This is a genomic window from Thalassobacillus hwangdonensis, assembly GCF_042675915.1.
GTDB classification, from domain to species: Bacteria; Bacillota; Bacilli; order Bacillales; family Halobacillaceae; genus Thalassobacillus_A; species Thalassobacillus_A hwangdonensis.
In genome coordinates this window covers 1,298,099-1,320,147 of sequence record NZ_JBHTKL010000001.1, presented here as the reverse complement: position 1 = coordinate 1,320,147, position 22,049 = coordinate 1,298,099, and the positions used below count along the sequence as shown (strand labels likewise).

Here is a 22,049-nt window from a genome sequence, read left to right as displayed (position 1 = left end):
AGGGGTACACATTTGAAGGAGAGCGACTACAAACCTAAACAAATTCTGACAAAGCGCGAAAAAGAAGTTTTTGAGCTCCTTGTCCAAGACAAAACAACAAAAGAGATAGCCAACGAACTATTTATTTCTGAGAAGACGGTACGAAATCATATTTCAAATGCCATGCAGAAATTGGGTGTCAAGGGGCGGTCACAAGCGGTCATTGAGCTGCTGCGTATGGGGGAGCTGAAGCTATAAGCGGCAGATTGCTTCTATACATGCAATAAACGACCTAGGCAACCCCAGTGGATGAGGTGATCCTTCCAGCCAGCTTGAATTTTCATTCTTGGCTGGAAGTTTTTTTATATAGAATAATTGACCCTACTGCTTGAAATCCGAAGCAAAAACCAACAGAATAGTGATAATGGAAAGAAAACAGAGGAGTGAGGGAACGTGACGAAGCTTTCAGCACCATCCAAAATCGCTGATATCGAAAAAGAATTGCGATACATATCAGGAATCATCAAGCAAAAAGGAAGAGAAATCCTGAATCATTATCCAATTACAGCACCACAATTCGTCGCCTTGCAGTGGCTGATGGAAAAAGGGGATTTGACGATTGGAGAACTCTCGAATAAAATTCATTTAGCCTGCAGTACGACCACCGACCTTGTCGATCGCATGGAAAAGAATGAACTTGTCGAACGGGTAAGGGATCCGAAAGACCGCAGAGTGGTGAGAATTCATGTGCTCGATAAAGGAAAGAAGATCATACATGAAGTGGTTGAGAAAAGACAGGCGTATTTGGAAGACGTACTGAAAGACGTACCATCAGAGAAAGTGGACCAGTTAAATGAACTGCTCCAGTTACTGCATCTGAATATGCAGGTGAATAAAGAAGAATAGATACCACAAAGATTGAGGGGTTCAAATTGAGACGACCGATTGGAGTCATTGATTCAGGGGTGGGCGGACTTACGGTTGCCAAAGAATTGATCCGTCAACTACCATATGAGCAATTGTTATATGTGGGAGATACAAGCAGATGTCCTTATGGGCCTAGACCGAAAGAAGAAGTGTACAGATACACCTGGGAAATGGTCGATTACCTGTTGGAAAAGAATATTAAACTGTTGGTAGTAGCGTGTAATACTGCCACAGCATATACTCTCGAAGACTTGCAAAATAAGCTGGATATCCCGGTCATTGGAGTTATACAGCCTGGGTCAAGGGCTGCCATCAAAGCAAGTCACAACAAACGGATCGGAGTCATCGCGACGGAGGGTACGATTGCCAGCGGGGCATACCCTACTGCGCTTGAAATGATCGACAGGCGTATTCGAGTGAATGATTTGGCTTGTCCAAGCCTAGTGCCGATGATCGAGTCTGGGGATATTGAGGGAGAACAAGCAGTCCAGATCGTCCATCACGCCCTAAAGCCTCTCAAAGAGAAGAACCATATTGATACGCTGATACTAGGGTGTACACACTACCCTCTGATTAAGACATTGATTGAGAATGAAATGGGTTCCCATATCCAGGTGATCTGTTCAGGGGAAGAAACTGCACGAGAAGTCAGTCTCATCCTTTCTTATCAGAATCTACTGAATAAAGAAGATGTATTACCCGTGCACGAATTTTTCACAACGGGTGATAAGGAAAAATTCAAACGCATTGCAAATGCATGGTTCGATGAGCCAATCGAATTTCTACGTTCGATTGAGCTTGGATAACGGATGAAAGAAGCGCATGGAGCTCCCATGCGTTTTTATTTTTTCATAAATGTATAAATTTCCTTCTAATGAAAGATGGTCTAAATCATTCAACTGCTCGTATATATAGTAGTACAAACCATCATAGGAGGGGAAAGCATGAAAAAGCGTGTGATTGGCCCGGTTATTATCGGTTTTTCCAGCATCGTGTTATTGACAGGATGTTTATTTGAAGGTGAACAGAGCCTGGAAGAAATCGATTCACCTCAAGATGTAGAATATGTAGAAAACGACAGCAACTCACCTGAAGCAGATGCGGAAGATACAGCTGAAGTGACAGGTGAAGATACAACGGAAAACACTTCAGAAGAAGGTGCTGGTGAAGAAGTAGCTATTGAAGAAACAGTGAAACGCCAGTTGTTCTTAATGGATGCCAACGGAATGGTCGTGCCACAAACAGTGGAGATACCTAAATCGGATTCCAAAGAGGTAGCAAGGCAGGCATTGGAATATCTCGTTAAAGATGGTCCTGTGACCGAACTTCTGCCAAATGGCTTCCAGGCGGTATTACCTGCGGGGACACAGATCCTTGGGTTGAATCCTGAAGCGAATGGAACGCTGGTTGTAGATGTTTCCAAAGAGTTTGCTAATTACCGCCCGGAAGATGAGCAGAAGATTCTCCAGGCAATGACATTCACATTGACTCAGTTTGAAGGTGTCGATCGTATCAAGCTCTGGATCAATGGGTATGAAAAAGATGTCATGCCTGTTAATGGAACACCTATATCCGACGGTGTATCAAGGTCGAATGGAATCAATGTACACCCTGGTGATGTAGGGGATCTTATGGATAGTAAAGCGGTTACGCTTTACTATCCAGCTCAAACCGAGAGTCAGGACTTCTATTATGTACCTGTTACGACCATGATCGAGAATGAAGGCAGCGATAATTACGAGGCAGTTGTACAAGCTTTATTGAAAGGTCCGGCTTTCGACCTTCCGCTTCTGAACGCATTCAATGATAAGGCGGAGTTGGAAGGAGTGCAGTTTGATGAAGGAGTTCTTTCGCTATCATTCAACGAGGCTCTTTTGTCCAACTTTGAAAAGAAATCCGTTTCTGAACATGTCATGAAAAGCCTGGTCATGACGTTGACAGAACAGAATGGCGTGGATGCCATTCAGGTGAATGTGGAAGGTGTAGATCAAGTATTCAGTGAAGATGGAACTTCTTATGCAGAGCCAGTAACACGATCCGATGTCACTGGTGTAGAGAGTTTCTGATCCTTCAATCATGACAAGCCTCGCTCTTCGGCGAGGCTTATTTAATTGGGATTTGGTTAGCTACGCATTTTTTATATTTTGTGTTAAGATGGGCAAGGATATGGAAAAAGGAGGACGTCACTTATGCGAGTGGATGAACGAAAAGCAAATGAACTGAGACCAACAACAATAGAAACGGACTACGTCAAGCACCCAGAAGGCTCTGTACTGATCAGTGTGGGTGATACGAAGGTCATCTGTAACGCAAGTGTTGAAGATAGAGTTCCACCATTTATGCGAGGTCAAGGTAAAGGGTGGATCACAGCTGAGTATGCGATGCTTCCACGCGCAACTGAACAAAGGAATATACGTGAATCTTCCAAAGGGAAAGTGTCAGGAAGAACGATGGAAATCCAGCGTTTGATAGGACGTTCTCTACGGGCTGTCGTCGATTTAGACAAAATCGGTGAACGTACGGTATGGGTAGATTGTGATGTCATACAGGCAGATGGCGGTACGCGCACTGCTTCGATTACAGGCGCATTTGTTGCTGTAGTCCTGGCATTCGGAAAGTTGATTGAACGAAAAGTACTGAAAGAGTTACCGATAAAGAACTACTTGGCTGCTACTTCTGTAGGTGTACTTGCCAATGAAGGCGAAGTGCTGGATCTTTGTTATCAGGAAGACAGCAAAGCAGAAGTGGATATGAACATCATTATGACAGGTGACGGTGAATTTGTAGAATTGCAGGGCACCGGAGAAGAGTCTACTTTCTCCATGAAGCAGTTGCAGCAAATGCTTGAACTAGGTCAAGATGGAATTCAGGAGTTATTCGAGATTCAGAAAACTGCAATTGGCGAGCTTGCCAATCACATTGATAAAAAAATCAATGCCGAACCTGCTGAGGAAGCTCAATGAAAGAATTAGTCATTGCCACGAAAAATGCAGGAAAAGTGAAAGAATTCAAGGAAATGTTGAAAGACTTCGGGATCGAAGTCAAATCACTGCTTGACCTTGATTTTGAAGGGGACATCGTTGAGGATGGTCTAACATTCGAAGAGAACGCAACGATCAAAGCGGAAACGATTGCAGAATGGAAAGGCATCCCTGTACTTGCAGATGATTCCGGGTTGGAGATTGATGCGCTTGACGGAAGACCAGGTGTCTATTCTGCCCGATATGCAGGGGAAGAAAAAGACGATGTGAAAAATATGGAGAAGGTACTCGAGGAAATGCAACAAGTACCAGATGAACAGCGTACTGCACGATTCGTTTGCAGTGTTGCGGTTGCACGTCCTGGCCATCCGACATTTGTAGAAAGAGGCACGTGTGAAGGTTCGATTGGTCGTGAACCTAGGGGGACGAATGGATTCGGTTATGACCCGATTTTTTATCCGGAAGGTGCAGATCGATCAATGGCAGAACATGATCCATCTGAAAAAAATGCGATCAGCCACCGGCGCAATGCCATAAAGAAGGTGGAGGAGTGGCTTAAGAACCAGAACAGTTAACAAAGGGGAGAGAAGCATGCCCAGCGTTCTTATTATCAGTGATACACACGGACTTACGAAGGAGTTGCAGGCGGTAAAAGAACGACATCAATCAAGTGTCGATGCAATGATCCATTGTGGTGATTCTGAACTCGACCCCAATGCACCCGAATTGGAAGGGTTCTATTATGCGAAAGGGAACTGTGATTTCCATCCCGAAATGGTTGAAGAGCAGTCAATCACAGTCGGTGAACTGAACTTTTTCGTGACACACGGACACCTGTTCCAGATCAAATCGACTTTGATGCCACTCAATTACCGCGCGGAAGAGGCAGGAGCGGACGTCGTATGCTTCGGCCATTCTCATATGGCTGGAGCGGAACATGTCAATGGCCGTCTTTTCATCAACCCCGGGAGTGCCAGGCTGCCCAGGAACAGGGTTGAGCCTACCTATGCAATCCTTTCCTGGGAGTCACGTGAGGCAGTCACTTTACAATACTATGATATCCAGGGAAATACGCTTGACTTAAAATACCAAACTTCCTTTTTGGCAGAGGACTGATCCTCTGCCAAAAAAGATGTTGACAAAGATAAAATCAGTTAATATAATATAACTTGTCTCAAAAAACAATTCCCACGAGCAAAACTCCACCAAGTAAGCAGTGACTTGGCTCAAATTCCTCGAATAATCTAGTAGAGGAAGGGACATAAAACCGGACAATGTTCAAAAAAACAGATGAGCACCAGCGGGTGTAGTGACGAGCGAAACATCCACCAAGTAAGCTACGAGTTGCCCCGACGGACGGATCTTCTTCTTCGAATAATCTAGTAGAGGAAGGGGCACAAAACTATAGAGCGTGTTCAAAATTAATATTCTCCACCTATATATCGCGCGGGTGTAGTTTAATGGTAAAACCTCAGCCTTCCAAGCTGATGACGAGGGTTCGATTCCCTTCACCCGCTCCATTTAATATTTGAATAACATCGAGTTGTTCCGTTGCACTCAACGAAAATTGATCCACAATTTAATATTTATTATCTAAGTCCCAGTAGCTCAGCAGGATAGAGCAACAGCCTTCTAAGCTGTCGGTCGGGCGTTCGAATCGCTCCTGGGACGCCATTATTTATACATACAAAGCGTTGGTTGATACCAAGGCTTTTTTTGTTTTTCTCAATTAACAAGAGGTGGTGGCAGGGAAGAGCGTTGTTTCCCTGCCACCCCTTGAGGATGTTTTTTATAACAGGTTTGTTATACTGAAAGTTGGGAATGATATAAAGATATAGAACGATACATATCATTTGAGTGGGAAGGGTGCCGTATGGACAAGAAACAAGGGAATGTGGTGATGTTCCCGAAATGGAAACAAAGACTGGAAGACGAAGGTTTACAAGCGATTAAAGAGAAAAAATACGAAGAAGCGCTTCAACGATTTGAACCATTGTTCGAACATGATGTTGCATCGCAGGATGTGATTACTGGTAAGCTTGTAAGCCTGATGGAACTAGGCAGGCTGGAGCAGGCGGAGGATCTTTGTGAGTACCTGATGAAACATGATACAGATAACTATTATCAATACCTACATATCTATCTGACCATCCTTTTTCAGACAAGCAGGTATGCAGAACTCGTTAGTTTATTGGAAGAAATCTTCGAAGAGGAAAATATCCCCCAACAGATGCGTACCCAGTTCTGGCAATTATATGAAGTAAGTAGAAAACTTGCTGAGGACCAGGACGAAAAGACAGGGAATAAGCTTGTGGAGGATTTTGAAGTAAGCCTTGATCGAGACGATGTCCAAGCCCAATGGCGGAATATCGTTAAGTTGCGCAGGCAGGACCCTCATCCTTTTCTCGATCAATTCGTGGATCGGCTGAAGCAGCCAAAGGTACACCCGATCATCAAAACCGGCATTGTGCAATGGTTTCAGGAATACCAGGTAGACCGGAACATACTCATACATAAGTTTGGAGTGGAAGAATTAATCAACCCATCGAAGTTGAAAGATCTTCATTCGAATTATGTCATGCAACAGATCGAATTGAGATTAGGGGACTTGGAACAGAAGAATCCAACCATGTACGACATGCTGCAGAAGTTGTTATACCGTTATCTTTTCGTTCGCTACCCATTGCTGCCGAATGAAGAGGAAGTGCAGAAAATCGTCGCTGCATTGAAGGAACTTGGTCATGAATATTTACAGTTGCCGATTTCTGAGGACATGAATGACGAGGATGTGGAACGGTATAAACAGGAAATTCAGCTTTGTGAGCAGCATTATGCTTTGATCCTCGGTGAATGATTGATAGATTCATCAAGATGGAAAGGGTGCTGAATTCCTTCTGTTGAAAGGTACGGCATTTATGTTATAATATAGTGGTTGCAAAATTAGATTCGTATAAACGATGAAAATTAAAAGTCTATCACGCCTGTCCAGGCGGAATGGAACAATAGATGTTGGAGGGAATAATTTTATGTCAGCAAAATGGGAAAAGCAAGAAGGAAACCAGGGACTATTAACTGTAGAAGTTCCTGCAGATCAATTTGATGCTGCGTTGGATCAAGCATTCAAAAAGGTTGTTAAACAAGTACAGGTACCTGGCTTCCGTAAAGGTAAAATGCCACGTAAAATGTTTGAACAGCGTTTCGGAGTAGAATCCCTATATCAGGATGCGCTTGATATCGTTCTTCCTGAAGCTTATATGCAAGCAGTTCAGGAAACTGAAATTGAACCAGTTGATCGTCCGGAAGTTGACGTAAAAGAAATTGAAAAAGGTAAAGGCGTTGTCTTCACTGCAGAAGTCACTGTCAAGCCGGAAGTTAAACTTGGCGAGTACAAAGGTCTTGAAGTTGAAGAGCTTGAAACAGAAGTGACTGACGAAGATGTTGATAACGAATTGAAGCAGCTTCAAGAGAAGCAGGCTGAATTGGTTGTCAAAGAAGAAGGAGCAGTAGAAGATGGCGATACTGTCATCATGGACTTCGAAGGATTCGTTGATGGCGAAGCATTCGAAGGCGGTCAGGCAGACAACTACTCTCTTGAAATCGGTTCTGGCACATTCATTCCTGGATTCGAAGAGCAGCTTTCAGGTAAAAAAGCAGGAGAAGAACTTGATGTAGAAGTCACTTTCCCTGAAGAATACCATGCAGAAGAGTTGGCAGGTAAAGCTGCTACATTCAAGGTAAAAATCCATGAAGTGAAAGGTAAAGAACTACCTGAACTTGATGATGAGTTCGCAAAAGATGTCGACGAAGAAGTTGAAACACTTGACGAACTTAAGAAGAAGACACGTGAGCGTCTGGAAGAGCAGAAGAAATCTGAGGCAGACAACAACAAGCGTGAAACGCTAGTTCAAAAAGCTTCTGACAATGCAGAAGTAGAAATTCCGGATGCTATGGTCGATACAGAATTGGATCGTATGGTTCAGGAATTTGAACAGCGTCTTCAAATGCAAGGCATGACAAAAGATATGTACTTCCAGTTCAGTGGTCAAGACGAAGATGCACTTCGCGAGCAGATGAAAGAAGATGCTGGTAAACGTGTGAAGACGAACTTGACACTTGAAGCGATCTCTAATGCAGAGAATGTCGAAGTTACAGAAGAAGATGTCAATGCTGAGCTTGAAAAAATGGCTTCCATGTACCAGACAGATGTCGACAACTTGACGCAAATGCTTGGCGGAAACACAGATATGATCAAAGAAGATCTTAAAGTGCGCAAAGCAATTGATGTATTGGTTGATAACAGCAAAAAAGCTGAATAATAAGATTGAAATATGACAAGGCGTGAATTTATATTCGCGCCTTGTTTTCTCATCTACATACGTATAGATTCGCCAATAAAATGCTAGACTATTTTGTAACAGATCGAATGAAGGCGGGAGGCTGTTACATATACTATAGAAGTTATCGATTGTGAATCAGGAGCTGTATATCGTTTTCCATGATCAGAAAATCTGCCGCAATCAGCCTTGAGTAAAGTGCCGTCTAACGTTTGACTTATTCAGCAGGTATCTACATAATGATTATTGACGAATGCAAACAGGAAATCCAAAAGTTATTACTTTTTTAGAGGTCTGATATTTGTTATGATTACCTAAAGGTGCAGTTTGATTATTCCGTGAATCATGAAACTGAACATAGATATTTTTCGTCAGATTAATAAGGGGTGAATCGAATGTTTAAATTTAATGATGAAAAAGGACAATTGAAATGTTCTTTCTGTGGTAAAAGCCAAGAACAAGTTCGGAAGCTTGTCGCCGGACCTGGTGTTTATATATGTGATGAATGTATCGAGTTATGTACGGAGATCGTAGAAGAGGAGTTAGGTAATGAGGAAGAAGTGGAATTCAAAGAAGTTCCAAAGCCTCAGGAAATCCGTGAAATCCTCAATGATTATGTAATTGGTCAGGATCAGGCGAAGAAGAACCTGTCCGTTGCGGTTTATAACCATTACAAGCGTATCAATGCTACTCAGAAAAATGACGATGTAGAGCTGTCCAAAAGTAACATCTGTATGATTGGACCTACAGGAAGCGGTAAGACCCTTCTAGCTCAAACATTGGCCCGCATTCTTAACGTTCCATTCGCGATTGCTGATGCCACCTCCTTGACGGAAGCTGGTTATGTCGGTGAAGACGTGGAGAACATCCTGTTGAAACTGATTCAGGCAGCTGATTATGATGTGGAGAAAGCAGAAAAAGGAATCATCTACATCGATGAAATCGATAAAGTAGCACGTAAATCTGAGAACCCTTCCATCACTCGTGATGTTTCAGGTGAAGGTGTCCAGCAGGCACTGTTGAAGATTCTTGAAGGTACAACAGCAAGCGTACCACCTCAAGGTGGCCGTAAGCATCCTCATCAGGAATTCATCCAAATCGATACAACCAACGTGCTATTCATCGTTGGTGGCGCCTTCGACGGCATTGATCAGATCATCAAACGCCGTCTAGGTAAAAAGGTGATCGGATTCGGATCTGAAGAAGTGAACGATGATTTGGATAAAGGTAAATTGCTGACGAAAGTTCTCCCTGAAGATTTGTTACGTTATGGCTTGATTCCAGAGTTCATCGGACGTTTGCCAGTCATTGGTAGCTTGGAACCACTTGATGAAGAAGCGTTGGTAGAAATTCTGACAAAACCTAAAAACGCACTGGTCAAGCAATACCAGAAGCTTTTACAAATCGATCATGTGGAATTGGAGTTTGAAGATGGAGCACTTAAGGAAATTGCCAAAAAAGCAATTGAACGTAAAACGGGTGCCCGTGGACTTCGATCCATCATTGAAGGAATCATGCTCGATGTGATGTATGACTTACCTTCACGTGACGACATCGATAAATGTGTTATTACAGATGAAACCGTCTCTAACGAGAATGGACGTCCTAAGCTGGTACTGAAAGATGGTACAGTTCAGGATGATAACAAAGAATCTCCAAAAGAGAGTGCATGATTAAATAATTGGTCGGCCATTTGAAGGCTGTCTTCAGGCTGCGCTGCACATGATGTAGCGTAGCCTCATTCATTTTCAGGAAATTCTTTATTTGCTTCCAACATCTGAATCGGATGAAACGACTTACATAGGCAACAATAATGTACAGTTGAATAGGCTGAATGACATACGTATGGTTTTACATTGGCCATGCTTTTACTTATGATGTATATACAGTTAAGAGGACTTGCAACTATTATCGGAGGTGTACGTTAATGACCGAAAAACAGAAGATACAGATTCCCCTCCTTCCATTAAGAGGCTTACTGATTTACCCATCCATGGTCATGCACCTTGATGTTGGTCGTGATCGATCTGTCAAGGCGCTTGAACAAGCAATGATGGAAAATAATCAGATCTTTTTAGTATCTCAAAAAGAAATGAACATAGATGATCCTTCAGAGGACGATATTTATACATTTGGAACAGTTGCAAATGTGAAACAGATGGTGAAATTGCCGAATGGTACAAACCGAGTGCTGGTAGAAGGTTTGCACCGTGCCAAGCTGAATGAATTCATCGATCATGATGATTATTTCCTCGTCACAATTGAAGAGCGTGACAATGAACATGAGGATCATAATGAAGAAGAAGCGTTGATGCGTACACTTCTTCAGCAATTCGAACAATACATCAAAATTTCCAAAAAAATAAGTCAGGAGACATTGGACACGGTTTCTGACATTGATGAGCCTGCGCGGATGGCGGATATGGTCGCTTCCCACCTTCCTCTGAAACTGAAAGACAAGCAGGAAGTTCTAGAGACGATTAACGTCAAGCAACGCTTGAAAAAACTGATCGAGCAGATCAGTAATGAAAAAGAAGTTCTGCAAATCGAAAAGAAAATCGGCCAGCGAGTGAAACGGTCGATGGAAAAAACACAGAAAGAATACTATCTTCGCGAGCAGATGAAAGCCATTCAGCGGGAACTTGGTGACAAGGATGGAAAGAGCGGAGAAGTTAATCAGTTAAAGGAAAAAATCGAAGCAGCGAACATGCCGGAGCGAATTGAAACTGTCGCATTGAAAGAGCTAGGAAGGTATGAAAAGGTTCCTCAAAGCTCAGCAGAAAGTTCGGTCATTCGTAATTATCTGGAATGGCTTGTCGCTTTGCCTTGGACGAAAGAAACGGAAGACAATCTTGACATCCATCATGCAGAGAAAATCCTTGATGAAGATCACTATGGACTGGAGAAAGTGAAAGAAAGGGTACTTGAATACCTTGCTGTCCAGAAGCTGACTCAATCCATCAAAGGCCCGATTCTCTGTCTTGTCGGCCCTCCGGGAGTCGGTAAAACGTCATTGGCAAAATCGATATCCAGAGCGATCAATCGTAAATTCGTCCGTATATCCTTAGGTGGTGTACGAGATGAAGCAGAAATCAGGGGACACCGACGAACATATATCGGGGCAATGCCTGGTCGAATCATTCAAGGAATGAAGCGAGCTGAGACGATCAATCCTGTTTTCCTTTTGGATGAAATTGATAAAATGGCAAGTGACTTCCGAGGGGATCCTTCCTCCGCAATGCTGGAAGTGCTGGACCCGGAACAGAACAGTACGTTCAGTGACCATTTCATCGAAGAAAGCTATGATCTTTCCAAGGTCATGTTCATCGCAACAGCCAATAACCTTGCTTCCATACCTGGCCCGTTGCTAGACCGGATGGAAGTGATTACGATTGCCGGCTACACAGAAGTCGAAAAGGTCCATATCGCTAAAGAGCATTTATTACCTAAGCAGATAAAAGAGAACGGACTGACAAAAGGTCAGATTCAAATGAGGGAAGAAGCATTATTGCGTCTTATCCGTACGTACACCCGGGAAGCCGGAGTACGTAATCTTGAACGCCAGCTCGCTTCCTTATGCCGTAAATCCGCTAAAATCATTGTTGCAGGTGATAAGAAGCGCGTCGTCATTACGGAAAAGATGCTGGAAGAGCTGTTAGGAAAGCCGAAATTCAGATATGGTCGTGCGGAAGAAGAGGATCAGGTCGGAGCGGCAACAGGATTGGCTTACACATCAGCAGGTGGAGATACGTTGTCAATTGAAGTTTCCATCTACCCAGGTAAAGGGAAGCTCACCTTGACCGGTAAGCTTGGCGATGTAATGAAAGAATCAGCTCAGGCTGCCTTCAGTTATATCCGTTCAAGAGCAGGGGAACTGGATATCGACCCTGATTTTGTGGAAAAGAACGATATCCACATCCACGTACCTGAAGGAGCAACTCCTAAAGATGGACCATCAGCAGGTATCACGATGGCAACAGCTCTCGTTTCTGCACTTACTGGTCGTCCGGTAAGGAAAGAAGTGGGGATGACCGGTGAAATCACTTTGAGAGGCCGTGTGCTTCCAATCGGCGGACTGAAGGAAAAATCGCTCAGTGCACACCGTGCCGGTTTGACGAAAATCATCATCCCTCATGAAAACGAAAAGGATCTGGAAGATATCCCGGACAGTGTCCGAAACGATTTGAATTACGTAATGGTCAAGCATTTGGATGAAGTACTTGAGCATGCACTTGCGGAGGTTGACAATGAAAGTAACTGATGCAGAATTGGTGATCAGCGCCGTAAGCCAGAAGCAATATCCTTCCGACCTGCTCCCTGAAATTGCTTTGGCAGGACGATCCAATGTAGGAAAGTCATCGTTCATCAATAAAATGATCCAGCGTAAAGCACTTGCCCGAACGTCATCCAAGCCGGGTAAAACGCAAACGCTCAACTTTTATAAGATCAACGATACTTTCTACTTTGTGGACGTACCGGGATATGGATACGCAAAAGTGTCCAAAAAGGAAAGGGAAAAATGGGGCAAGATGATGGAAGAATATTTCGCCGAGCGCGAAAACTTAAGAGCAACTGCTCTCGTCGTCGATCTTCGTCACGACCCTACCAAAGATGACATTCTAATGTACGATTACCTTAAACATTTTGAATTACCAGTCATGATCATTGCCACGAAGCTCGATAAAATTCCTAAAAACAAACGGGATAAGCATATCAAAAATGTGAGAAAAGTGCTTCAGGTGGAAGAGGAAGATACGGTCATTCCATTTTCTTCTGAAACCGGGGAAGGCAAAGAGCTAGCATGGAGAACGATGCTGAATCATATATCATGATTGACGAAAGCTGCCATTCATTTGGCAGCTTTTTTTGTTAGGATCTTTTTGGGATTTGTATAATACTCTTAGGAGCTTGTGTAATAAGCTTGTGAATTTGTATAATAACAGGTCGATTCTCCTGATAACTGATCGATTTTGTTTAATACTCCTCCCATTTCGTAAAAACCTCCCCGCTCAGATACTTATAATAGAAGTTCATGCTACTTTCTTCCTAAATTCTGTTTATAGTTTGTAATATATGGGTAATGAACAAGGAGGTAGAGACAATGAATCTGGCCAAATTCTTTGTTTTTATCAGCATATGTCTGTAATTCCAAGCATGCTAGCTCTATATGATACCTAGTACAACATGATAGATATTTTCCATGGATATACCATAATTCGAATTTTGAGAATTATCTGGTAAATTGGTATCATTAAAGTTGCGAACGATTTCAGGCACCATATACTTATTGAAGGAGTGGATTTAGTCACAATGAAGAAATTTCTAACGTTAATACTTAGCACATTACTTATCTTGGTACTTGCTGCCTGCGGAGGATCGGATGATGACGGGAATGCCTCTGATGGTGGAGAATCGTCTGGAGACAGCGAGTATGACTTGGTCGAAGAAGGCAAGTTCACTTTCGCAACATCTGGTGAATTCAAGCCGTTCAGTATGACGAATGATTCTGGTGACCTGGCAGGATTCGATATTGATGTAGGTACTGCCATTGCAGAGGAACTTGGACTTGAACCGAACCCACAAAAGTTTAAATTCGCTTCAATTGTTGAAGGTGTAAAAACAGGACGTTTCGATGCTGCTGTAGCATCACATACGATTACGGAAGAACGTGCAGAACAAGTTGATTTCTCTACGCCTTATTACTACTCAGGAGCGCAGATCTTCACTGCTCCAGGTAGTGACATCGAATCATTGGATGATCTAGAAGGAAAAGAAATCGCTGTATCTCAAGGTTCTACTTATGCTGGAATTGCAGAAGAAGTGACAGATAACATCCAGGTTTATGATAGTGATGTTGTTGCACTTCAGTCACTAGCAAAAGGTCGCCATGATGCAGTAATCACTGACTTCCTGACAGGTGCGATCGCAATTGAAGATGGAGGATTGGAAATCGAGGCGAAGGAACGTCTTGATAACAGTGAACAGGCTATTGCTGTAAATAAAGAAAACGACAAACTTCTAGAAGCAATCAACGAAGCTCTTGAGACACTCCGTGAAGATGGAAAACTTGAAGAGATCAGTAAGACCTACTTCGAGAGCCAGGACGATATCACGAAACAACCGGAGTAAAATTGAAATAAAAGAGCGCGCCATGATGCGTGCTCTTTTTCAAATTAGAGGGAGCTGAAAACATTGTACTTGAATCTGAATACGGTATCTTTTTTTAACTCATTGATTGAAAGTAGAGGTGCTTTCTGGGAAGCTACAAAACTTACCTTGTCCCTGACAGCAGTCTCTATTTTCATTGCGATTTTTATCGGATTGTTTTTTGCACTAATGAAAATCTCCAACATTAAACCTCTTGAATGGATTGCAAGCTTCTATATTTACATTGTTCGAGGAACTCCATTGATTGTACAAATCTTCGTGTTCTACTATGGATTGACCGAAATCGCTATGATTTCTGGGTTCTGGGCAGCTACGCTCGGTCTGGCATTCCATAATGGTGCATATATAGCTGAAATATTCCGTGGATCCATCCAATCCATCGGTAAGGGACAGTCAGAAGCTGGTCGGTCCTTAGGAATGACCCAAACATTGACGATGCGAAGAATCATCTTACCTCAAGCATTTCGTCGCGCATTGCCACCACTTGGTAACCAATTTATAATTGGCTTGAAAGATTCGTCCTTGGCAGCTTTCATCGGTATGACCGAACTCTTCGGTCTATCTACCACGAAAGGTGCGAATACGTTCGATTACATGACCTGGTTGCTTGTCGGTGCCATTTGGTACCTGCTTCTTGTAGCCGTACTTACCATTCTGGTTGGATTACTTGAAAAGAAACTAGCTGCAAGCGATTAAGGTGAGGAGGCAGAACATTGTCAGAGAGAAAAGATATGATACGCGTTGAAAAATTAAACAAATCATTTGGTGACCTACATGTATTGAAGGACATCGATTTTACAGTAAAGGAAAGTGAAGTGGTCGTACTGATCGGTGCCAGTGGTTCCGGTAAAAGTACAATGCTGCGTTGCTTGAACTTCCTGGAAATGAAAAACAGCGGGAAAGTCATCATTGAAGATAAAGATATCAATCCTAAGAAAGAAAACCTGAACAAAGTGCGTCAGCGTGTAGGGATGGTTTTCCAACACTTCAATCTCTTCCCGCATAAGACGGTGCTCGGAAATGTAATTGAAGCACCACTCCAAGTGAAAAAGATGAAAAAGCCCGAAGCGGTTGAAGTAGGGAAAAAGCTTCTTGATAAGGTTGGATTAGCGGATAAAGCGGATGTATATCCTTCCAAGCTTTCAGGGGGACAGAAACAACGTGTGGCCATCGCCCGTGCATTAGCGATGAAACCTGAAATCATGCTGTTTGATGAACCTACCTCCGCGCTTGACCCTGAACTTGTCGGTGAGGTGCTTGCTACTATGAAGGATCTTGCTAAAGAAGGGATGACCATGGTGGTCGTCACCCACGAGATGGGATTTGCCCGCGAAGTTGCCGATAAGGTCGTCTATATGCACGACGGACGGATCGTAGAAACCGGGGAGCCGAATGAACTGTTCGATAACCCGAAAGAAACACGTACACAGGAATTCCTAAGTTCCATACTATAATGAAGTCCAAGGGCCCGTATCGAACGGGCCCTTATTTGATTAAAGAGGAAGGGATCCAGTATCAAAAGGTTTCTATATTATCTTATATGGACGATCGTCGTATGCTCAGTTCTTGCTGTTGGGTTGAACTATCAGTTACATATTGATCGCTATTTGCATGACACGTATGATTATGCCGATTATGCGTGGTTTACTACATTGTTTCCAGTAGGTGTCGGAATGCTTCTTCGGACACCTAGATTAGTGATTGAAATAAAAGAAGGAAAAACATGGTGCTTTGATTGGGCTAAGTTCATTCCGATAGCTGTCCCTGCCATTTTTATGCTCACAGTTTCCCTTTCCACCAATATATCCACACCGCTTACTGCATTGGGTATTAGCGTTCCGGGACTTTTGATCAATGGGCAGAAGGAGTTATCCATTATTGCAGGCATCGTGCTTGGCTATAGTTTATTGGATAGTCTGAAAAGATAACCAACAGTCTTGAGAATACCAAAATAAAACCCTGTGGAGAGCTGACAACATTGTCATTCCACAGGGTTTTTCATTACGTCAATTTTTCTTTTTCAAAAAATAGAATCCGATTACGATAAGTACAAGCGGCCAGAACTTTTCAATGATTGCAAACAGCTGGTGGATCCAGTAGAACCATCCAGGGTTGGTGGAAGAGAAAATGGCAAAGATTCCAAGTCCACCTAAAATAAGTCCCGGGAAAAGGCCGTTTCTAGTCTTTTGATAGCGAAGTAGAAAAGCGATACCGATAATGATGAGATACATACCCCAGTGATCAGGCCAGATGACGAACCGTACACTTGCATGAAAGTGAATCCCTAGACCTAGTAACAATGCACCTGTAAATATGTTCTGATATTCTTTAGCAATATAACTATGGAGCAAAAATGCTACACCGATCACCATCAGCAATGTAGGCCACGAATAAAAATCGGTGAGTAGGGGAATATGTAACTGTCTCAATAAAAAATAGGCTCCAATGCCTATAAGAACAAATCCGAGGAAAGAATTTTGTTTCTTCATTTGTAACACCTCACGAAAGTAGCAGAAAATGTCGTTTTCTTGCGATTTGTCGCTCTATATGATAGAGTACAATCGGAATAAAAATGTTTCGGAATCATTTCAAATGTTGGTTATTTATTCTTATCCTACCATAGAGATTCATAATCTGTTCACATTTTTCCATAAGTAAGTTATTTTTCTCATGTTATAATAATTATTAAGATGTTTCGTCAGGAATGCTTTATTTGGGGGTAGATGTAATGCATATTCTAGCTGTCGGATTAAACTATAAAACAGCCCCTGTAGAAATTCGGGAGAAGCTCACATTTTCAGAACAACACGTATCGGAAGCGATGGTTGCCTTGCAGCAGCAAAAAAGTGTGTTGGAGAATGTGATTATTTCTACATGCAATCGTACAGAAATTTTCGCGGTCGTGGATCAGCTCCATACTGGCCGTTATTATATTAAGCAATTTCTAGCTGACTGGTTTGACATGGACAAGCAGTCTTTTTCTCCGTACCTTTCCATTTACGAAACGGATGGAGCAATTGAACACCTTTTCCGTGTAACAAGTGGTCTGGATTCGATGGTCCTTGGTGAAACGCAGATCCTTGGCCAAGTGAAGCAGGCGTTCATGTCAGCACAGGAGTCTGTAACAACTGGAACGATATTCAATGAGTTGTTCAAACAGGCGGTAACTTTCGCCAAGCGTGCCCATAAAGAAACAGAAATCGGTGAGAATGCTGTTTCTGTAAGTTATGCAGCTGTTGAACTTGCCCGTAAGATCTTCGGGGATATGGTCAACAAACATGTCGTCATCCTGGGTGCAGGTAAAATGGGAGAGCTTGCCGCGAAGAATCTTCACGGTTCCGGTGTGAAGAAAGTGACGGTCGTCAACCGTACACTGGCAAAAGCGCAGGTTGTTGCAGACCAATTCAATGGCGATGCCAAAACGATGGAAGACCTGCCATCGACTTTGAGTGATGCGGACATTCTGATCAGCTCGACAGGTGCGAAGGATTACGTATTGACACGTGAATTGGTGGATCCGATTCATAAAGCAAGAAAAGGTAAACCTTTGTTCATGGTCGACATCGCAGTTCCGAGGGATCTTGATCCTGCCATTTCTGATTTGGAGAGCGTCTTCCTCTATGATATCGACGACTTGCAGGGAATCGTAGATGCGAACCTTTCTGTCCGTCAGGAAGCTGCGGAGCAGATTGAACTTATGATCGAAGCGGAAATCGTCCAATTCAAAGATTGGGTCCAGACGCTTGGAGTAGTGCCGGTCATTTCGGCATTACGAAATAAAGCACTGAACATTCAGGCGGATACGATGAAAAGTATCGAGCGAAAAATGCCTGATCTGACTGAAAGAGAAAAGAAAGTCCTGAATAAACACACGAAGAGCATCATCAACCAGCTGTTGAAAGAGCCGATCCTTCAGGCAAAGGAACTAGCCGCGCAGGAGGATGCGGATGAGTCGCTTCGACTGTTCATGCAGATTTTTGGAATCGAGGAACATGTCCAGGAAGAAATCATGGAACAGCAACAGAAAAACAATAAAGTGATTTCGTTTGACCCGAACAACGGTAAATTGTCCTTTCCTACGCTGAAGAACGTATCAACAAACTGATAAGGGAAGGGTCCTGATATGCTTGCAGCAAAATGGGTTTATGAACTGATCATCATTTTATATGCGTTAAGTGTTTTTGGATACTTCATTGATTTCATTCAACATAACCGGAAGGTGAATAAGATCGCCTTCTGGTTACTTAGTTTGGTTTGGACTTTGCAAACCTTTTTTTTATTGTCACAGGTATTCGTTAAAGACAATTTTCCAGTGATGACGGTCTATGACGGATTATTTTTTTATGCGTGGATCCTGATCACCTTTTCATTGATCATCAATCGGCTGTTCATGGTCGATTTCCTTGTGTTCTTTACGAATTTGGTCGGGTTCTTCGTGATGGTGCTTCACATTACGACGAAGGCTCAAAGTGAGCTCGTTAAAAATGGAGTAAGACTTGTCGATGAGCTGCTCATCACACATATTTCAATGGCTCTCATCTCTTATGGCTTCTTTACCTTTTCATTTATTTTTTCTCTCCTGTATTTACTGCAGTACAGGTTTTTGAAAAAGAAACAGTGGAACCAGAAGCTCAGGAGAATCGGTGATCTGGACAAATTGGACAGTTTCGCCTACATCGCTGTGACCATTGGGGTTCCATTGCTTACAATGGGAATCATCCTTGGCGTCATATGGGCTTACAGTTCTGGTGATGAGTTCTACTGGTATGACTCGAAGACACTTGGGTCACTCCTTGTGCTTGGTGTTTACATCATCTTCTTGTTTTTACGGATCGTCAAAGGCTATCAAGGGCGGGCAATTGCACTCTATAACACAGCAGCCTTTCTATTTTTACTAGTCAATTTCTTTTTATTTGGATCATTGTCCAATTTTCATTTCTAATGCCAGGGGGTAGGAGCATGCGTAAAATAATCATTGGTTCCCGTAAAAGTAACCTAGCGATTACACAGACGAAATGGGTAATCGAGCAATTGAAGAAGGTCGATCCTTCCTATGACTTTGAGATAAAACGTATTGTGACAAAGGGTGATAAGATCCTTGATGTCACGTTGTCCAAAGTAGGTGGGAAAGGTCTGTTCGTCAAAGAAATTGAAAACGCGATGTATGATGAAGAAATCGATATGGCAGTCCACAGTATGAAGGATATGCCAGCTGTCATTCCTGAGGGTCTGATGATTGCTTCTGTACCAGAGCGTGAAGATTACCGTGATGCATTCGTTTCGAAAGGGCACACCAAACTGATGGATCTCCCTGAAGGCTCTGTTGTTGGAACGAGCAGTCTCAGGAGAGGTGCGCAAATCAAAGCGGCCCGACCTGACTTGGAAATCAAATGGATCCGCGGAAATATCGATACACGCTTGAAAAAGCTTGAAAATGGAGAGTTCGATGCCATCGTGCTTGCAGCTGCTGGGCTGAAGCGAATGGGATGGAGCGATGACGTTGTTTCAGAATATCTGGAACCTGACCTATGTGTCCCTGCAGTCGGACAGGGTGCGCTTGCGATTCAGTGCCGTGAATCCGATAAAGAATTAAGGGATCTATTGATTCAAATCAATGATGAATATACAGAAAAGACCGTTACTGCGGAGCGTAAATTCCTTCATGACCTGAATGGCGGCTGCCAAGTTCCAATCGGAGGCTTCGCCCACCTTGAAGGGGATGAAATCGTAATGACTGCACTTGTCGGTACTCCTGACGGTGAGACAATTCTTAAGGAAACTGTGAGAGGCACGGACGCTGTCGCGGTTGGAAAAGAAGCTGCAGATCGTCTGAAAGAACGTGGGGCACAGAAAATCGTTGATGATGCAATTGAGGAGCTGGAAAAATAATGTCCAGCCTGGCAGGAAAGCGAATCCTTGTCACGAGAGCTGAACATCAGGCGATTTCGCTATCTGAAGAATTGAAGAAGGTGGGAGGGGAGCCTGTGGAGGTCCCCCTTCTAGGTTTTTACCCGCGGAACGATGGGAAGAATATAACTACGATAGCAAGACTTCACGAGTACGCTTGGATGATTTTCACGAGCTCGAACGGCGTGAAGTTTTTTTTCGATTTATGGGATAAGCACGGAGAAGAGTGGCCGAAAGATTTAAAAATTGCAGCGGTCGGTGAAAAGACAGATGAAGCACTGCGGCAACATAATCATACCGCTGACTTTATGCCTTCTACATATACTGCAGAAGTGATGGCAGATGAATTCAGGCAAGTCGATCCCGACCCGGGGAAGGTTCTAGTGGTCCGAGGCAACCTGTCCAGAGATGTCCTGCCGGAAGCTTTCCGTGAACAGCATGTCCTTTTTCAAACGATTACGGTGTATGATACGCTACCTATGAAAGAAAACAAAAGACAACTGTTACAGGAGATGAATGACCAGCCGATGGATGGATTAACGTTTACGAGTCCTTCAACGATAAGAGCATTCCATTCTTTTTGTGAAGGAGAGCAGCAGTTCGAGGATTGGTTACACCTTCCTTGTCTGTGCATCGGCCCTACGACTGCTTCAGAGGCAGAGCGTACTGGTTTCAAAGAAATCATCACACCTGACTCACTATACACCGTCGAAGGAATGGTGGATGCGCTACGTAAGTATTTCAATCAGAAGGGATAAGATAACATGGTAAATTACGATTTCAAAAGACATCGACGACTACGCAGGACAGAATCTATGCGCGCGTTAGTCAGGGAGACGAAACTGAGCAAAGATGATCTGATCTATCCGATCTTCGTTGTAGAAGGAGAAGACATCCGCAAAGAAGTACCTTCGATGCCAGGGGTCTATCATGTGTCGCTTGATCACCTTACAGAAGAAATGCAGCAGTTGGAAACCTTGGGCATCCGCTCTGTCATCGTCTTTGGTGTACCTCAAGAAAAAGATGCACATGGTTCACAGGCGTATTGTGAAACTGGTATCGTCCAGCAAGCGATTAGACAAATCAAGCGATATGTGCCTTCCTTGACGGTGATAGCTGATACGTGCCTCTGTCAATACACGGATCACGGTCACTGTGGTGTTGTTGAGAACGGTGAAATCTTGAATGACCCTTCGCTTGAATTACTAGTAGAAACGGCTGTCAGTCAGGCGAAAGCAGGAGCAGATATCATTGCTCCTTCCAATATGATGGACGGGTTCGTGGCTGCCATCCGCCATGGTTTGGATGAACATGGCTACAAAGATATTCCGGTCATGTCCTATGCGGTAAAATACGCATCTGCATTTTATGGTCCCTTCCGCGATGCAGCACACAGCTCCCCGCAGTTCGGTGATCGTAAAGCATACCAGATGGATCCTGCAAACCGACTGGAAGCGATTCGTGAAGCAGAATCGGATGTCGAAGAAGGAGCAGATTTCTTAATCGTGAAACCTGCGCTATCTTATTTGGACATCATGCGCGAAGTGAAAGACCGTTTCAATGCGCCGCTTGTTGCTTACAACGTGAGTGGAGAATACTCCATGATCAAAGCAGCTGCACAAAACGGCTGGGTCAATGAAAAAGAAATTGTCATGGAGAAATTGACTTCAATGAAACGCGCTGGAGCGGATCTTATCATTACGTATCATGCGAAAGATGCAGCCCAATGGCTAAGTGAATAACCTGTAGAAGG

General features: G+C 43.3%; 22 protein-coding genes and 2 tRNA genes. 23 read left to right on the top strand and 1 reads right to left on the bottom strand.

Features of this window, described 5'->3' with window-relative positions; all coding sequences use genetic code 11:
• The first annotated feature begins 12 nt into the window (after positions 1–12).
• The 18 genes from ACFQ2J_RS07055 (at position 13) to ACFQ2J_RS06970 (ending at position 16,317) form a co-directional block, all read left to right on the top strand.
• The gene (locus tag ACFQ2J_RS07055) at positions 13–237 is read left to right on the top strand and encodes a helix-turn-helix domain-containing protein (protein ID WP_386057850.1); all 225 of its coding nucleotides are present in this window, start codon (positions 13–15) and stop codon (positions 235–237) included.
• Positions 238–432: 195 nt separating this feature from the next.
• Positions 433–885, top strand: coding sequence for a MarR family winged helix-turn-helix transcriptional regulator (locus tag ACFQ2J_RS07050; protein ID WP_386057847.1), 453 nt, complete (start codon positions 433–435; stop codon positions 883–885).
• A 26-nt stretch (positions 886–911) separates the two neighbouring features.
• On the top strand, positions 912–1,712 hold the full coding sequence (racE, locus tag ACFQ2J_RS07045; protein WP_386057844.1) for a glutamate racemase: 801 nt from the start codon (positions 912–914) through the stop codon (positions 1,710–1,712).
• A 138-nt stretch (positions 1,713–1,850) separates the two neighbouring features.
• Entirely contained in the window at positions 1,851–2,972 is a 1,122-nt protein-coding gene (locus tag ACFQ2J_RS07040) for a GerMN domain-containing protein (RefSeq protein ID WP_386057841.1), read from the top strand.
• A 123-nt stretch (positions 2,973–3,095) separates the two neighbouring features.
• Positions 3,096–3,869 (top strand): ribonuclease PH, encoded by a 774-nt coding sequence (gene rph / locus ACFQ2J_RS07035; RefSeq protein WP_386057838.1) that lies wholly within the window; start codon positions 3,096–3,098, stop codon positions 3,867–3,869.
• On the top strand, positions 3,866–4,462 hold the full coding sequence (locus ACFQ2J_RS07030) for an XTP/dITP diphosphatase (protein WP_386057835.1): 597 nt from the start codon (positions 3,866–3,868) through the stop codon (positions 4,460–4,462). The genes rph and ACFQ2J_RS07030 overlap by 4 nt, the downstream gene beginning before the upstream one ends.
• 16 nt (positions 4,463–4,478) lie before the next feature.
• Complete coding sequence (locus ACFQ2J_RS07025) at positions 4,479–5,003, top strand: metallophosphoesterase (protein ID WP_386057833.1); 525 nt, start codon at positions 4,479–4,481, stop codon at positions 5,001–5,003.
• 330 nt (positions 5,004–5,333) lie between these two features.
• Positions 5,334–5,407 (top strand) — tRNA-Gly (locus tag ACFQ2J_RS07020).
• Positions 5,408–5,484: 77 nt separating this feature from the next.
• Positions 5,485–5,561: transfer RNA gene (locus ACFQ2J_RS07015), tRNA-Arg, on the top strand.
• 199 nt (positions 5,562–5,760) lie between these two features.
• Complete coding sequence (locus tag ACFQ2J_RS07010) at positions 5,761–6,741, top strand: tetratricopeptide repeat protein (RefSeq protein WP_386057830.1); 981 nt, start codon at positions 5,761–5,763, stop codon at positions 6,739–6,741.
• 172 nt (positions 6,742–6,913) lie between these two features.
• Positions 6,914–8,203 (top strand): trigger factor, encoded by a 1,290-nt coding sequence (gene tig, locus ACFQ2J_RS07005; RefSeq protein ID WP_386057828.1) that lies wholly within the window; start codon positions 6,914–6,916, stop codon positions 8,201–8,203.
• 413 nt (positions 8,204–8,616) lie between these two features.
• Positions 8,617–9,894, top strand: coding sequence for an ATP-dependent protease ATP-binding subunit ClpX (gene clpX / locus ACFQ2J_RS07000; RefSeq protein WP_386057825.1), 1,278 nt, complete (start codon positions 8,617–8,619; stop codon positions 9,892–9,894).
• A gap of 254 nt (positions 9,895–10,148) precedes the next feature.
• Positions 10,149–12,482, top strand: a complete 2,334-nt coding sequence (gene lon, locus ACFQ2J_RS06995; protein ID WP_386057822.1) for an endopeptidase La — start codon at positions 10,149–10,151, stop codon at positions 12,480–12,482.
• Positions 12,469–13,053: a ribosome biogenesis GTP-binding protein YihA/YsxC gene (gene yihA / locus ACFQ2J_RS06990; RefSeq protein WP_386057820.1), complete on the top strand. Its 585-nt coding sequence runs from the start codon at positions 12,469–12,471 to the stop codon at positions 13,051–13,053. The genes lon and yihA overlap by 14 nt, the downstream gene beginning before the upstream one ends.
• Before the next feature lie 478 nt (positions 13,054–13,531).
• The gene (locus ACFQ2J_RS06985) at positions 13,532–14,350 is read left to right on the top strand and encodes a transporter substrate-binding domain-containing protein (RefSeq protein WP_386057818.1); all 819 of its coding nucleotides are present in this window, start codon (positions 13,532–13,534) and stop codon (positions 14,348–14,350) included.
• Between the two features lie 75 nt (positions 14,351–14,425).
• On the top strand, positions 14,426–15,085 hold the full coding sequence (locus tag ACFQ2J_RS06980; RefSeq protein WP_386058385.1) for an amino acid ABC transporter permease: 660 nt from the start codon (positions 14,426–14,428) through the stop codon (positions 15,083–15,085).
• A gap of 35 nt (positions 15,086–15,120) precedes the next feature.
• Positions 15,121–15,843 carry an amino acid ABC transporter ATP-binding protein gene (locus ACFQ2J_RS06975; RefSeq protein WP_386058382.1) on the top strand — a complete coding sequence of 241 codons (723 nt, stop codon included), beginning with the start codon at positions 15,121–15,123 and terminating at the stop codon, positions 15,841–15,843.
• Positions 15,844–16,062: 219 nt separating this feature from the next.
• Positions 16,063–16,317 carry a hypothetical protein gene (locus tag ACFQ2J_RS06970; protein ID WP_386057816.1) on the top strand — a complete coding sequence of 85 codons (255 nt, stop codon included), beginning with the start codon at positions 16,063–16,065 and terminating at the stop codon, positions 16,315–16,317.
• Between the two features lie 78 nt (positions 16,318–16,395).
• On the opposite strand, the gene ACFQ2J_RS06965 is transcribed toward ACFQ2J_RS06970, so the two are convergent.
• Positions 16,396–16,878 (bottom strand): LiaI-LiaF-like domain-containing protein, encoded by a 483-nt coding sequence (locus tag ACFQ2J_RS06965; protein ID WP_386057814.1) that lies wholly within the window; start codon positions 16,876–16,878, stop codon positions 16,396–16,398.
• Positions 16,879–17,117: 239 nt separating this feature from the next.
• On the opposite strand from ACFQ2J_RS06965, the gene hemA reads away from it, so the two are divergent.
• Genes hemA through hemB form a run of 5 tightly spaced genes read left to right on the top strand, consistent with a single transcriptional unit; the run spans position 17,118 to position 22,038 of the window.
• Complete coding sequence (gene hemA / locus ACFQ2J_RS06960) at positions 17,118–18,494, top strand: glutamyl-tRNA reductase (protein WP_386057812.1); 1,377 nt, start codon at positions 17,118–17,120, stop codon at positions 18,492–18,494.
• A gap of 18 nt (positions 18,495–18,512) precedes the next feature.
• The gene (locus ACFQ2J_RS06955; RefSeq protein WP_386057811.1) at positions 18,513–19,331 is read left to right on the top strand and encodes a cytochrome c biogenesis protein; all 819 of its coding nucleotides are present in this window, start codon (positions 18,513–18,515) and stop codon (positions 19,329–19,331) included.
• A gap of 17 nt (positions 19,332–19,348) precedes the next feature.
• Positions 19,349–20,278 carry a hydroxymethylbilane synthase gene (gene hemC / locus ACFQ2J_RS06950; RefSeq protein WP_386057809.1) on the top strand — a complete coding sequence of 310 codons (930 nt, stop codon included), beginning with the start codon at positions 19,349–19,351 and terminating at the stop codon, positions 20,276–20,278.
• Complete coding sequence (locus ACFQ2J_RS06945) at positions 20,278–21,054, top strand: uroporphyrinogen-III synthase (protein ID WP_386057807.1); 777 nt, start codon at positions 20,278–20,280, stop codon at positions 21,052–21,054. Before hemC ends, ACFQ2J_RS06945 begins: the two co-directional genes overlap by 1 nt.
• Positions 21,055–21,060: 6 nt before the next feature.
• The gene (gene hemB / locus ACFQ2J_RS06940; RefSeq protein ID WP_386057805.1) at positions 21,061–22,038 is read left to right on the top strand and encodes a porphobilinogen synthase; all 978 of its coding nucleotides are present in this window, start codon (positions 21,061–21,063) and stop codon (positions 22,036–22,038) included.
• Positions 22,039–22,049 lie beyond the last annotated feature (11 nt).